Origin of the sequence: Microcoleus sp. LEGE 07076 (genome assembly GCF_015207455.1) — a bacterium.
Classification (GTDB): Bacteria; Cyanobacteriota; Cyanobacteriia; order Cyanobacteriales; family Microcoleaceae; genus Microcoleus.
This window is the reverse complement of record NZ_JADEWV010000170.1, coordinates 1-12,866: the sequence shown is the minus strand read 5'-3', so window position 1 is coordinate 12,866 and position 12,866 is coordinate 1. Positions and strand designations below refer to the sequence as shown.

Here is a 12,866-nt window from a genome sequence, read left to right as displayed (position 1 = left end):
ATACTATACCATCTGTATGGAAAGAAAAATATCTCTCGAAAGATTGTTGAATTATGGCTTTTTTTAAGTTAAAGTTTAGTCACAATTTATACATTAAACTTTGCGAAAATTGATAATGAGAACCTGGTAAGATTTGGATTGGATGAAAAGCTAGAGAAAGAAAGTTCGATCGCACCGCAGACGGCAAAAAAAAGCAAAAAGATCGATCGTCCGCGCCAATCAACCCTCAACAGAACTCGCGCCAACAACCGCAGCAGCTATCCCCGACTCGCGTAGAATGGCGGTGGAACTCTCAAGCCCGCCCGCCGCGCCAAAATCCCCAAGGTAGCCCACTCCTGAAAATCTGCAACAGCAGCCCGGTGCGGAAATTGCGATGTCCTCGTAAGCAACAACCGAACTCGATCGAGTCCCAAGCTTTGATAACCTATAATTTAAATCAGATACAGCAGGCCGTTTTGTCCGCCGCATCAAACTCACTCGCCATCTTGCTAATTAGGGATTTATTTTTTCTAACAACTAACAACTAACAACTAACAACTAATAAAGAGGGGATTGCTTAATGTCTGCAACAGACTTTAAAGACTATTACGCTATTTTGGGACTAAACAAAGCCGCCAGTTCAGACGAAATTAAAAAAACTTTTCGCAAACTAGCCCGGAAATATCACCCGGACATGAACCCCGGGAACAAAGAAGCCGAAGCTCGCTTTAAAGAAGTAAACGAAGCTTACGAAGTGCTGTCAGACCCAGAAAAACGCAAAAAATACGACCAATACGGTCAATACTGGAAGCAAGCGGCTACAACTGGTGGCGGCTGGCCCGGCGGCGGTAGCAGTACAACTGTAGACTTTGGCGGCGTTGACTTCAGCCAGTACGGCAGTTTTGACGAATTTATCAATGCCTTGCTCGGCCGCGCGGCCGGCAGCAGTGCGGGTAGTGGCCGCAACGGCCAGTGGAATTACAGCAGCTACCGCACCGGCGGGCCGGGCGGTTTTGGTGGATTTGAAGATTTCGCGGGGTACGAAAACCGTACCGCAGGAAGCTCTCTGGACACCGAGGTGCCGATTTCCCTGACTCTGGCCGAAGCATTTCGCGGCACTTCCAAGCGAGTCGCCACGGGGGAAGTTTCGATTCCGGCGGGAGTGAAAACTGGCAGCAAAATTCGAGTAAAAGGCAAAGGTCAAGTTGACCCGTACACGAAGCAGCAGGGAGATTTGTACCTAAAAGTAGAAGTTTTGCCTCACCCTTTCTTTCAGTTTGAGGGAGAGAATTTGGTGTGCGAAGTGCCGATAACTCCTGATGAAGCGGTGTTGGGAGCTTCAATTGAAGTGCCTGCGCCTGAAGGTACTATCGCTGTAAAATTTCCAGCCGGGATGCGCTCCGGTCAGTCTTTGCGGTTGCGGGGTAAAGGATGGCCGAAACCGAAGAAGGATGAACGCACTGATTTGTTGGTGAAAGTTGCGATCGTCCCGCCAAAAGAACTCACGGCTGCCGATCGCGAATGCTATGAAAAAATCAACGCCAGTCGCACTTTTAATCCCCGGAGTAATTTAAGCCAGATGGTGCTTTAATTTTAATCGCGAGCGATCGCCAAATGCTCGTCAATTGTTAAAAATTGTTGTCTGCAAGTCCAACTAAGATAGGTTGCCCAAAAAGCTGGATTGCTGTGTGCTAGTATGAGTCCGATACTGCCAGAGCGTTGAGAACTGCATCGGCTAACTTCTTGAGGAGATGAAGAATCAGCTTGAGTCCATCAGACGATCGGCAGAGGCGACAGCTATGCTCCAAAAACTTGAATACTCGCTAGCTAGAATAATCGACAAATTACTGCCGGGCGCAGCGGTTAAGCCGATCCGAGATACTTGGAGACAATGGCGGGGAAATCCAGAGCTGACCGTTGCTCGCCAATTGTGCGATCGGTCACGCTTGGCACTCGATATCGGAGCCAACAGCGGATGTTTCACCCACGACTTAGCTCGATATTCGGCAGGCTGTGAAGCTTTTGAACCCAACCCGATACTTGTGAGCTTGTTGGAGGAGAGCTGTCAGGGCCAAGCAGTACGGATTCATTGCTGCGCTTTGTCCGATCGCCAGCAGCAGACAGAGTTAGTCATCCCTACCTTTGAAGGAAACGATTATTTAGCCCTAGCCACTATCGAACCATAAAACCAGTTTTCTGGCCTTGAACAGCGGAAATTTACTGTTTCTGGTTATCCTCTTGATCGCTTCAACTTCCCGCCAGTAGGCTTGATCAAAATTGATGTCGAAGGTTACGAGCTTGCTGCGATCGAAGGTGCAAAACAGACGATCGAACGCGATCGACCTAACTTCCTAATAGAAGCAGAAGAACATCACAAGCCCGGTGCAGTGGAAAATTTGTTAAACTATTTTTCTAACTGCGGTTATTCGGTTTTTTTTCTATTAGGAAGACAAATTTTACCCATAGATAAATTTAATTTCGCTCGCCACCAGCCAGCCTCCAGCATACAATTTGACAAGATTCTGCCTGGTAAAACCTATGCAAACAACTTCATTTTCACCCAAGATCGAGCAGCAATTGCGAAGTGGTAGCGCATCTGATGCGGGGGTGTTGTTTAGTAGAAAAAATAAAACAAGTCAAACTTTTTATGATCTTAATAATCTGCCGAGTATTGTAATGCAATTAATCTTGTTTGCAGTCATAGCGCAGGGTTTTGAAACTTATCTCGATCGCCTGAGACGAATAATCGAGACCTGCAATTAGCATAAACTGCCTGCAAAACTCATAAACTATCTGGAAAAGCATCTGCCTTTATTTGCATTCATCTGCTGTTTCTCTCTCTGATCACAGATTTATGCAAGAAATGTCATGAAGTGCGATCGGCAGACAGGTCGCTCCCTGACGCCAAGTTTAAACCTAATGTTATATTATATCGTTTTCTGTTACATCGGAAACCATAAGCTGTTGGTGCATTTAAATTGTAAGTAAAAATATATCTAACCATGAGTTTGGTGTCCCGCCCGCCTGGAATATGCAATTTAACGACAGCTTATTACCGCTCTTGACACTCTGGACACAGATAGAGAATAGACAGATGCATACAGGACGATGCTACGGGATTTGATATTATTCATCGATAGCTGTTAGCTGAGTAGATTGTTGACTTTGTTGGATATTGATGCTAATTTTTTTAGATCCTTTCTTTTTCAGGTCTGCGATGTAGCCCTTAGTGTTATGATAAGCTTTATCCTTGCTTTCGTAGGGACCAAAGTAGTAGGTTCGCTTAGGCAAATCGGTGTGAACTTCCACCCACCACTCCTCACCTCTACCATTCATCGGTTGAGTCAGGATCCAGAAAGCAGCAGCGTAAATAGCCAATAAGTAAATTCCAAACATAGTAGCGATTCCCGAAGTCCATTAGCGTTTAACGTTCTTAAGATATCAGGACAAATAGCTCTATCGAATCATCCTCAATGCTGATTTACGCCGACTAATTTTCTAGAGCAAGTGCTGCCAAATATCAGTATTTTGGTAGATGTTCCGGCTATCTCGAATTTTTGGTAATAAGTTAATCTAATATCTAGCTACGGGTTAATGGGTGATGGGTAATAGGTCACGAATCGATCGCCAATTACAAATTACAAATTACCCATTACCCCGTAGCCAAATATACATTTTCCCCAAAGATCCGAAACAGCGGATATTCCTCCATCAGGTTTGATCATTCAGTGTAAGTGGCTGCTGCATATACGTATTTTACTCGCTGCGGACTAGGAGAAGATCCTGTTGATCAGCTGTTGTGGAGGTTTGATTTAACTCAAAACTCAAAGTATCAAGCCGCCATACCTTCTGAGAATTCATCTTGGCAGATGGTAACTTCTGAGGGCTGACACCGTTTGATGCGGACGCTAAGTCTTTTGGATCCCTCGCTTTCCAAGTCTTCGAGGTAGCCTGGAGTATAGCTGGAGGCTTCTTTATCGGTGTCGAAGGGGCCAAAATAGTAGGTACAGCGAGGCAAATCTGTAACAATTTCTACCCACCAGTTTTCGTGCCGAGAGGGGCCCGGCGCTGCAAACGCTGACAAGACTCCGATGTATATACAAAATAAAAAAAATCCGAGCATTTTATTTTTTTTGGGGTTATTTATTTTCTATAGCGCTTGCGCTTGTGAACCGGTTTTTTAGGATAAGTCAGAGGTGGCAGAACCTCTACTAAGAAATGCGGTTTCTGCTGTCGGGCGCGCAAGTATTATTATAATTTATCAAGGAAATTTGTGCGATCGCATCGACCTGAGTGCTGATTGCGAGGCGACAATAGAATCACTGTCAAAAGCTATTTTGCATTTAAATTTAAGCTTTACGGCACTTCACCAAGATCAACCTCACAAGAGTTTAAGCAGGAAGTAGCTTACAAATTAAATTTTTATTCCTTAGTTTGGGAAATATGCCGGAACATAGACCGACTTTACGGTAGCAGCCCCCGATATTCAAAACTGTCTCTAAAATAGCAAAACCCGCTGGCGCGGGTTGTGTTGTTAAGCTATCAAACTATTCAAACCAATCTGAGCGGCCCAAAAACGGAAGACCCCGACACGAGTCGTGTTGTGAGTCGTGGAGATCCCAAAATTTTAGAATTTTGTTCGAGATCCCAGATTCACGGCGCTGCAAGTAAATTGCCAATGGAAAATCTCAAATCGACTGACTTTTCAGTCTGCCCCAGGAGGCTGAGACCTAGCGCTTGCCTGTGGGGAACTGCTCGATGCCTGCCCAACCGTAAAAAACCAGCTCGTCGTTTTGAACTCGACAGCGGTCTACTCGCAGTTGAGTGCCTTCTAAGGCAAATTTGTCTAGGTCTAGCAAGTTATTTACGTGGGCAATTATAGCTTGACCCAAGTCTACTGCTTGCTCGTTACCCCCGTAAGTAACGCTGACAAATTGGATTTTGCGTCGGTCTTCGACGTGCAACTGAGCTGTAATATCTATGTTGACGGGTTCACTGGCATCGCCGATCGTAATTTCGGACTTGAGCTGAATTGATTTGTCTGTTCCGAAGCTGACTTCTGTGTTTTGAAAGTGCAGAGATTGCTCTTGGTATTTCAGCTTCTGGAGTTTTTCAACGACAAAAGGTGTGTTGAATGAGGTGGTTAAATCCGATCGACTTAATACTACTCGCATATTTGCCTGGGTAGGCTGCCGCAATTTCACCTTTCCTGCAAAAATCGCCCCAAAATCAATGGAGAGTGCTTGCAGGTATAGTTCCATCACTTCTATGCGAAGGCCGTTGTACATCAACATACCTTTGCCAATGAAGTCGAAACCGTCGATGCTTCCCTGCAATAGTTTGGCTACTGGTTCGACTCGGATGTTGGCTTCTGCCTTTTCCGAACGTTTGAATAAGGCCGCGATCGCAGCTCCTGCTACTTTGCTGACAAGGCGATCGCCACTTTGACCTTGAAAGGATGTACCGCTAAACAAAGCTGCTACCATTTATGCGTTTGCTGATCTACAGTCGCCATTATAACCTGCTATTAAGAAATGTTAAAATAGCTTGTGCTTATCGAATTTATAAGCATATGTTCTTTTTGTCTGCCTTTAAAGTAACATTTTGGAAATTTAAGGGTTCAGGGGCGTGCCTTGGAGACAAGCGCCCAGCAGCAAAGCTCCATCCCAGACGGTTTGTTCGATCGCCGCACAGAGCAAATTAGCCCCCGTCAGGTTAGCACCCCGCAGTACGGCTCCATTCAGGATAGCTTCTTCTAAATCAGCTCCCGACAAGTCTGCGCCGGACAAATTGGCATTGCTCAAATCAGCCTGCTGCAAAATTGCCCGAGCCAAGTTAGCGCCCCGCAAATCGGCGCCGCGCAAATCGACACCGCTCAAATCCACATTGCCGATCGAGGCCGCTGTCAAAAAAGCACCCCCAAAACTTGCATCGCGGACTAAAGCGTTAGCAAAGGAAGCACCGCGCAAGTCAGCGTTACGAAAATCGGCGCCGCGCAAGTCAGCACCGCTCAAGTCAGCGCCGCGGAGGTTGGCTCGTAGTACCGCCCGCTGCAAGTTAGCCCCGGCGAGATTAGCTCCTGTCAAGTTAGCTTGAGACAAGTCAGCACCGGCGAGATCGGCTCCCGCTAAATCGGCGCCAGCTAAATCTGTGCCGGCCAACATCTGAATTTTGCCTTTGCGTATGGCTTCGAGGTCATTAGTCATTAGTTTTTAGTCATTAGTCATTAGTCAGCAGTCAGTTGGCAGTTGTCAGTTGTCATTAGTCAGTTGGCAGTTGGCAGTTGTCAGTTGGTAGGGGCGGTGCCTGTGAGTGCCCGCCCTCTTAGTTGTCATTAGTCATTAGTCAGTTGTTACCAATAACCAATAACCAATAACCAATAACCAATAACCAATAACCAATAACTAATGACTACTGACTAATTGCCGCACTCATTCTATAACGCCGGAGCGGCTGCGGTCGTTCGATCGCCCAAATCCTCCAACCATACATTCGGTAGTTGGCTCGGGCGGCTCGGTAACTCCATCAACCCCATTTCTGCCAGCCTGACAACATTGCCGAGAGTTTCCACCAAAGCCGGATCGAAGCTAGTCCCCGACTGTTCCCGGCACTGTTCCACAGATTCCGTCAAACTCAAGGCCTGACGATCGCCCCGCGGTTGAGTCAGTTCTTGAAAATAAGCGACCAACCCCAAAATCCGCGAAGTAATCGGTATCTGTTCGCCTCGCAAACCGTCTGGTCTGCCGCTGCCGTCCCAATATTCCAGTTTATGCTTGACAATTTCGGCGACTGGTGCTATCTCCGGCATTGCTTGCAGCAATTGGGAACCGATGAAACTGCGATCGCGCCAAAACGATCGAGTTGCTTGGTCGAAAGCATCGGGAGTGCGATCGAACACCTCATTTGGCGCCGAAACCAAGCCGACTCGAAACAGCAATCCGGCCAGCCGCAGCCTCCGCAACTGTAAAGCTGGCAAATCCAGCAGTTGACCCAAAGTTTCCGACAAAGCCGCCACCTGCAAAGAAGCTGTGGGATTTGAAGTATCGCGTTCGTCCACGCGCTGGGCCATCCGCAGAAAAGCTTGAAGTTTGTTAGCGTTCAAATTGCGGCTGACGCGCAAAGCTTGACCTTCCAATTCCCACAAATCGCGAGTTTGGCGGTTAATTGCCACCATTTGCTGCTGAGAACTTTGCAGGTAAGTGACGATCCGCGATACTACGCCGCTAATGTCTGCTAGGGGCGGGCCTTTAGTAGCAAGAATCGAGTGGTAAATTTCTAGCAAACTGTCGGCTAGGGAAGAATTATAATGTCGTGTTTGTTCTATGAAAATTTCTGCTGCTGATGACACTAAGGACTGGTCAAACGACCACAAACCGTAGAATTTTCGCTCTGTATCGACTTCTGGCTTGCCCTCTGGCAAGTATTCCTGAGCTGAAAGTTCGCGACATAGCACCATTGCTTTGTATGTCGGGGCGAGGATGATCAGATTCCATTCTTCGATGATGGGGTCGTTTTCATCTAGCTTTATTAAAGATACATTTTCTAATTGACCTGTTTTGTGGGTAGCGAAACCGCTGTCGGCTACTGCACCGATGACAACGCGCCGCGATGCACTAGCAATATCGAGGTAGCGATCTGCTTCCTGCAAATACCATTTTCCCTGCTGAAACGTCACCAAAACTAGGGGTTTGAGTTCTATATCGTCCCCGTTGCTGGTTTGCAAGATGTGGTCTTCTAGGGCGTGACACAGGGCTACTAGGGTGTTTTTGAAGTAAACCCCGTAGCTAGAAGGCAGTTTTCCGTCGGGAAGTGTAGCTTGTAGTCTGGCGAGAGTTGATTCTGGATTCATTGCAAAAGGCTGTGCCGGCTCTTTATTTATTGTAGCGGGCGATCGAGCTTCTCGAAAATACTTTTAGCAAAAATCCGATTTTTTAATTTTTTACCGCTTCGCAACCGACTCAACGTCAGGTACGAATTGTCCGGCTCACTAATTTTAGCAAGAAAACTGAAAACCCTCTGTCTGCTGCGGAGTTTTGTTGCTCCCAGAAACCTGCCGAGAGGAAGACGCTAACTGACTTAGGTCTTAACTACTATTTGTTCAACAATATTAGGAGTTTCGACCGTGCTTCAACAAAATCGGAGTTTAGGGGAACAGGCGATCGACAAAGTGGCCGAAATTGCTATTACTAGCAAGTTAGACAAATCAGAAAATTTGTCTGTCACAGTCAACACCGATCCCGCCCAGCTAGCCCAGGGAGAAGTTGAGGAAGTTGCCGTTGAGGGGAAAGGATTAGTAATGCAGCAAGATTTGCGCGTTGAAGAACTGGAAATTAACGTCAAAGATATTGCTGTCAATCCCCTAAGCGCTATGTTTGGCACCATTGAACTGAACGGGCCTGCTTTCGGCAAAGCGCGCGCAGTTTTAACAGAAAGCGATATCAACCGCGCTTTAAATTCCGAATACATCAGCCGCAAACTCCAAAACTTACAAGTAAGTGTTGACGGAAAACCGCTGACAATCGACGTTAAAACGGTGGAATGCAAATTACTTTCATCCGGCAAAATCGATTTGAATGCTGAGGTATTGGTGCGGGAAACTACTGCCAATGAAAAAATATGTTTTACAGCAAAACCTCACGTAGCTGCGGACGGTTGGGCAATTTCTCTTCAGGATGTCGAGTATCCCGAAAACCCTGAATTTTCGCCGGAGTTAACCGCAGCTTTTGCCGACAAAGCTGGTGAAGTTTTAAACTTGCGAAATTTTGAAATTGAGGGAATGTCGCTGCGAATTCAGCAGCTAAATGTGGAAGCTGGTTTGGTCACTTTGCAAGCTGAAGCCAAAGTCGAACAATTTCCCAGTTGATAGCACAGGATATCTGTTTATACCCTGCTTTATAGTCGAGACTCTCTCCCCGTGCATCCCTCTTAAAACAGGGGACTTTGAGCGCTCCATTGTTCCCTTTTTTAAGTGGATTAAGGGGGAGAGAATCAATGGATACGATAGCCCTTTTTCGCTCCTTCTTTCTTTTTCATCGTCAAGATAACGCTGAAGATGAAAAGCAAAGTTGCGTTACCCAACTTAATCCTTTTGCTAGTCCTGCATAGCCAGGAAAAATCATAAACAATTTGAGGCGTAAACAAAAAAATTTATGATGGATAAAATACCAGATAGCCCCCAGATGATTGGAGAGCTTTTTATAAAATGACAGAGTTTTTATTACAATAGCCACAGATTTTTTGCTCAGGGTATTATTAAATCTTTCGCTATCAAAAGTTTTGCCCCTATCTCTCCCGACAGATTGGTGTCGCTTGCGAGGGAAAAGTTTTTGATACGCAGCCCAAAAAATCTGTATAATACAGGGCATATTGTAAACTGCTGAGAGCAAATCCCACAAATCTGCTGGTTGCAAGAAAACAGGGACATCTACAACTCCATATAAAGCCAGTGCAGGCTTTGTTTGGGCTTAAAACGCAGTTTATTATCCGGCTAAGCCAGTGATGATATTGCATTGTGGGTTTTGAAGCAACACGTATAAACTCGTAACAACGCATCGCTTCAAGTTGTTGTGATGCTTTCAGCGTGAATTATTCTTGGTTAACCGCTATCCCTGTGAAATCTTTTATGAATAACAGCTCCCTTAAATTCCCCCTCCACACTGCCCTCATACTACCCTTTATCCTGCAAATTGTTGCAGCAGTTGGATTAGTCGGCTATCTTTCCTTACGCAACGGACAACAAGCCGTAACTGATCTTGCCAACCAGTTGATGACTGAGGTGAGCAACCGAACCAATCAGCAACTAAATGACTATCTTTCAATGCCTCATCGAATTAATCAGATCAATATTGATGCAATCGAGACAGGATTACTCAATCTCGAAAACTTTGACCTGGCTGGACGTTATTTTTGGAAGCAGGTGCAAGCCTTTAATAATGTTGGCTTTATCTCATATGCGTTAGCAGATGGACGCTTTATTGGGGCTGGCAAACACATTCCAGGGGAAGGAGTCATCATTGACGAACTCTCTGCAAGAACAAACGGAGAAGTAGCTACCTATGGCGTGAACAAGCAGGGCGATCGGGGTAAAGTGCTACGGTTTCATCCCGACGACTTCGTGGCATCCGCGTGGTATATTCAGGCGGCTAAAGCAGGTAAACCAACCTGGACTTCGGTGTACTCTGTTGACGAAATCAACTTCATTGCTGTAGAGGCAGTGCGTCCCATTTATGCAAAAAACGGCAAATTACTGGGCGTGATTGGAGTTGATTTACACCTATCAAATATTACGAACTTTTTGCGCGACTTAAACGTTAGCTCATCAGGACGAGTCTTTGTCATGGAACGAGATGGGCAGTTAATCGCCAATTCTAGTTCTCAACCCTCTTTTGCCAAAGTAAATGGTAAGACCCAACGCTTTAGTGCCTTAGACTTTAATGATCAGTTAATTCAAACGACTGCTCAAACTCTAAAAAATCGGTTTAGTAATTTTCAGCGAATTAGAGAAAGGCATACGTTGAGCTTTCAAATTCAAGGACAACCTCACTTTGTCCTTGTTCATCCTTGGCAAGACGAGTTTGGCTTGAACTGGCTAATCGTGACTGTAGTTCCAGAATCCGACTTCATGGGTCAAATCAATGCTAATACTCGTACCACAATAGGGTTGTGTCTGGTAGCGTTGATGATAGCGCTCCTGAGCGGTATTGTCACCGCTCGTTGGATTACTGGTCCCATTGAGCGGATTACCCAAGCCTCAGAAGACATGGCAGATGGCAATTTGGAGCAACAGGTTAAACACAGTCGCCTCGTTGAACTTGATAAGTTGGGAAACTCCTTCAACAGCATGGCAGGACAACTGAAGGAATCTTTTGAAACACTAGAAGATAAAGTCAAAGAACGCACAGCAGAACTGGCAAGTGCCAACGACGAAATAATTACGCTCAACAAGAGACTCAAGGAAGACAATCTCCGCATGGGTGCGGAATTGGATGTGGTGCGTCAGATGCAGCAGATGATTTTGCCCAATGCTTATGAGCTAGAAATTGACGGACTCGATATCGCCGGATACATGGATGCTGCCGATGAAGTTGGAGGCGACTACTATGATGTCTTAAACACCGATGGTGTTGTCACCCTTGGCATCGGCGATGTCACTGGACATGGATTGGAAAGCGGTATTTTGATGCTGATGGCGCAAACGGCAGTCCGTACTCTTAATGAAATCCGTGAACTAGATCCGGTGCGGTTCCTAGATGCGCTCAACCGCACCCTTTACAAAAACGTGCAGCGCATGAATTCCGAGAAAAGTCTCACCCTAGCGATTTTAAATTACTCCGAAGGACGGGTCAGCATTAGCGGTCAGCATGAAGAAACAATCATTGTGCGAAACGCTGGACAGATAGAACGTATCGACACGATGGATTTAGGTTTTCCGATTGCTCTTGACGAGGACATTGCTGAGTTCATCAGTCAAATTTCCATTGAGCTACAGTTAGGAGATGGTATAGTGCTATATACCGATGGTATTCCCGAAGCAGAAGACATTAACAAAAAACAGTACGGCGTGGAGCGGATGTGTGAAGTCATTAGCCAAAACAGGCATTTATCTGCACAAGAAATTAAGCAAGCAATGATTGACGATGTGCGGCGACATATCGGCACTCAAAAAGTGTTTGATGATATTACGCTGTTGGTTTTGAAGCGAACTGAACTAGGCGTAGAAAAAGACTCACAGTCTCAAGCAGTCGCATTGGTTTAGAGCGATCGCCCATACCTCGAAAAAATAAACTTATGACATTAAACTGGAAAATTGTCGTAGGGGCGATCGCATTAACATCAAATTTGCGAATAGGTGGTGAGGTATCTTAAACGCAGCCTCCCGAACCAGGCCCAATCTCAAGAGAACTCCAAACCTGGAGTTAACATCTAAATTTCTCTGATTAAATCTATCTGATGATATCTTGCATCAATGTCAAGAAAGGGAGCGATCGCGGGATGAGCGCTCCCTTTCTTGACATTAGTGCTTTCGGTCAATTAAAACTATTGAATCAAAGCCTTTCTAGATAGCGTAAGGCGCGCCGAGACGCACCCTACCGGATAGATATGCAAGGGTAAATTCTATTCTTCTCAAAGCTTTTTCGGATCTCAAACAGCTTTGTTCTATTTTTTCTTTGACTCAGAAACATCGGCAATTAAGTCGTCTTTATCAACTTTCGGAACAAAATCCGGCTTTTCCTTGGATTCCCAACCCGGGGGACGCTTGGAATTGTACCATGCAATGGAGCCGATACTAACCGCAGCCACAAATCCAACACCCAGAACTGCGACGGGAATCATTAGGTTGTTCTCTACCATTAGGTTCAAATCCTCATTTACTCTACTTCTGTATTATTGTATGTGGTGTTCGGGCTCGCGCAATACATCTCAAGACAGAAAAAGTGAGTGAATTGCAGCCATAATACTTAGAGATTGGAAATTGAGGGCTGATTTATGCCGCTGTTGACAATAGCATTGCTGTTAGCTGCTAGTTTTGCTCTTGGTGCTTTACCACTTACTCGCTGGGCGGTGCGTCTGCTGGGCAGTAAAGATTTGAGGCGGTTGGGCACGGGGAATGCGGGCGTGTCGGCTGCTTTTATTCACGGGGGGAAGTTGGCGGGAATTGCTGCGGTGTTGGCGGAAATTGCCAGGGGTATTGTGCCGGTTTTGGCGGGCAGATTTTGGTTCCCGGATGCGCCTGAAGTCGCACTGGCCCTGTTGATTCCTCTAGCTGCCGCCCGATATGCGATCGCCCGAGGTGGAGCGGTGACAAACGCCGTTTGGGGTATTTTGGTATTTTCGCCGCCGGTGGCTGTATCGTCGGGCATCTGGGGGCTTCTGGTGTGGGGTTTGGC

Annotated in this window: 14 protein-coding genes and 1 pseudogene; 8 read left to right on the top strand and 7 right to left on the bottom strand. The window is 46.1% G+C overall.

Annotation, left to right across the window (positions count from 1 at the left end; translation table 11 throughout):
• Positions 1-138: 138 nt before the first annotated feature.
• The 4 genes and pseudogenes from IQ270_RS22645 to IQ270_RS22630 all read left to right on the top strand — a co-directional run.
• Positions 139-276: a hypothetical protein gene (locus tag IQ270_RS22645; protein WP_193975456.1), complete on the top strand. Its 138-nt coding sequence runs from the start codon at positions 139-141 to the stop codon at positions 274-276.
• A 283-nt stretch (positions 277-559) separates the two neighbouring features.
• On the top strand, positions 560-1,570 hold the full coding sequence (locus IQ270_RS22640; RefSeq protein ID WP_193975455.1) for a DnaJ C-terminal domain-containing protein: 1,011 nt from the start codon (positions 560-562) through the stop codon (positions 1,568-1,570).
• Positions 1,571-1,730: 160 nt separating this feature from the next.
• Complete coding sequence (locus tag IQ270_RS22635; protein ID WP_193975454.1) at positions 1,731-2,165, top strand: hypothetical protein; 435 nt, start codon at positions 1,731-1,733, stop codon at positions 2,163-2,165.
• Positions 2,166-2,195: 30 nt separating this feature from the next.
• Positions 2,196-2,570, top strand: a pseudogene (locus IQ270_RS22630) (FkbM family methyltransferase); the annotation flags it as partial.
• Positions 2,571-3,105: 535 nt separating this feature from the next.
• Here IQ270_RS22630 and IQ270_RS22625 read toward each other — a convergent pair.
• Together IQ270_RS22625 and IQ270_RS22620 are read right to left on the bottom strand one after the other, a co-directional pair.
• Positions 3,106-3,375: a DUF1816 domain-containing protein gene (locus tag IQ270_RS22625; RefSeq protein ID WP_193975453.1), complete on the bottom strand. Its 270-nt coding sequence runs from the start codon at positions 3,373-3,375 to the stop codon at positions 3,106-3,108.
• Positions 3,376-3,811: 436 nt separating this feature from the next.
• Complete coding sequence (locus IQ270_RS22620) at positions 3,812-4,102, bottom strand: DUF1816 domain-containing protein (protein WP_193975452.1); 291 nt, start codon at positions 4,100-4,102, stop codon at positions 3,812-3,814.
• 73 nt (positions 4,103-4,175) lie between these two features.
• Here IQ270_RS22620 and IQ270_RS22615 point away from each other — a divergent pair, with 73 nt between their 5' ends.
• Positions 4,176-4,385, top strand: coding sequence for a hypothetical protein (locus IQ270_RS22615; protein WP_193975451.1), 210 nt, complete (start codon positions 4,176-4,178; stop codon positions 4,383-4,385).
• Positions 4,386-4,709: 324 nt separating this feature from the next.
• Here IQ270_RS22615 and IQ270_RS22610 read toward each other — a convergent pair whose 3' ends face one another.
• The 3 genes from IQ270_RS22610 to IQ270_RS22600 all read right to left on the bottom strand — a co-directional run bounded on the left by IQ270_RS22610 (position 4,710) and on the right by IQ270_RS22600 (position 7,828).
• Positions 4,710-5,465, bottom strand: a complete 756-nt coding sequence (locus tag IQ270_RS22610) for a DUF2993 domain-containing protein (RefSeq protein ID WP_193975450.1) — start codon at positions 5,463-5,465, stop codon at positions 4,710-4,712.
• A 126-nt stretch (positions 5,466-5,591) separates the two neighbouring features.
• Positions 5,592-6,185 (bottom strand): pentapeptide repeat-containing protein, encoded by a 594-nt coding sequence (locus IQ270_RS22605; protein WP_193975449.1) that lies wholly within the window; start codon positions 6,183-6,185, stop codon positions 5,592-5,594.
• Between the two features lie 230 nt (positions 6,186-6,415).
• On the bottom strand, positions 6,416-7,828 hold the full coding sequence (locus IQ270_RS22600) for an HD domain-containing phosphohydrolase (RefSeq protein WP_193975448.1): 1,413 nt from the start codon (positions 7,826-7,828) through the stop codon (positions 6,416-6,418).
• Positions 7,829-8,101: 273 nt separating this feature from the next.
• On the opposite strand from IQ270_RS22600, the gene IQ270_RS22595 reads away from it, so the two are divergent.
• Positions 8,102-8,842, top strand: coding sequence for a DUF2993 domain-containing protein (locus tag IQ270_RS22595; protein WP_193975447.1), 741 nt, complete (start codon positions 8,102-8,104; stop codon positions 8,840-8,842).
• Between the two features lie 172 nt (positions 8,843-9,014).
• Here IQ270_RS22595 and IQ270_RS22590 read toward each other — a convergent pair whose 3' ends face one another.
• Entirely contained in the window at positions 9,015-9,389 is a 375-nt protein-coding gene (locus IQ270_RS22590) for a hypothetical protein (protein ID WP_193975446.1), read from the bottom strand.
• Between the two features lie 212 nt (positions 9,390-9,601).
• On the opposite strand from IQ270_RS22590, the gene IQ270_RS22585 reads away from it, so the two are divergent.
• Positions 9,602-11,734, top strand: a complete 2,133-nt coding sequence (locus IQ270_RS22585; RefSeq protein WP_193975445.1) for a SpoIIE family protein phosphatase — start codon at positions 9,602-9,604, stop codon at positions 11,732-11,734.
• A gap of 401 nt (positions 11,735-12,135) precedes the next feature.
• On the opposite strand, the gene IQ270_RS22580 is transcribed toward IQ270_RS22585, so the two are convergent.
• Positions 12,136-12,330, bottom strand: a complete 195-nt coding sequence (locus IQ270_RS22580) for a photosystem II assembly protein Psb35 (RefSeq protein WP_193975444.1) — start codon at positions 12,328-12,330, stop codon at positions 12,136-12,138.
• 135 nt (positions 12,331-12,465) lie between these two features.
• On the opposite strand from IQ270_RS22580, the gene IQ270_RS22575 reads away from it, so the two are divergent.
• Positions 12,466-12,866, top strand: a 401-nt coding sequence (locus IQ270_RS22575) for a glycerol-3-phosphate acyltransferase (RefSeq protein ID WP_193975443.1), incomplete at its 3' end; no start/stop codon positions are given.

Excerpts from the sequence above, each read along its gene's own strand:
- IQ270_RS22620 (WP_193975452.1), bottom strand. The coding sequence starts at position 4,102 with ATGCTCGGATTTTTTTTATTTTGTATATACATCGGAGTCTTGTCAGCG.
- IQ270_RS22580 (WP_193975444.1), bottom strand. The coding sequence starts at position 12,330 with ATGGTAGAGAACAACCTAATGATTCCCGTCGCAGTTCTGGGTGTTGGA.
- IQ270_RS22585 (WP_193975445.1), top strand. The coding sequence starts at position 9,602 with ATGAATAACAGCTCCCTTAAATTCCCCCTCCACACTGCCCTCATACTA.
- IQ270_RS22605 (WP_193975449.1), bottom strand. The coding sequence starts at position 6,185 with ATGACTAATGACCTCGAAGCCATACGCAAAGGCAAAATTCAGATGTTG.
- IQ270_RS22600 (WP_193975448.1), bottom strand. The coding sequence starts at position 7,828 with ATGAATCCAGAATCAACTCTCGCCAGACTACAAGCTACACTTCCCGAC.
- IQ270_RS22635 (WP_193975454.1), top strand. The coding sequence starts at position 1,731 with ATGAAGAATCAGCTTGAGTCCATCAGACGATCGGCAGAGGCGACAGCT.
- IQ270_RS22640 (WP_193975455.1), top strand. The coding sequence starts at position 560 with ATGTCTGCAACAGACTTTAAAGACTATTACGCTATTTTGGGACTAAAC.
- IQ270_RS22625 (WP_193975453.1), bottom strand. The coding sequence starts at position 3,375 with ATGTTTGGAATTTACTTATTGGCTATTTACGCTGCTGCTTTCTGGATC.
- IQ270_RS22610 (WP_193975450.1), bottom strand. The coding sequence starts at position 5,465 with ATGGTAGCAGCTTTGTTTAGCGGTACATCCTTTCAAGGTCAAAGTGGC.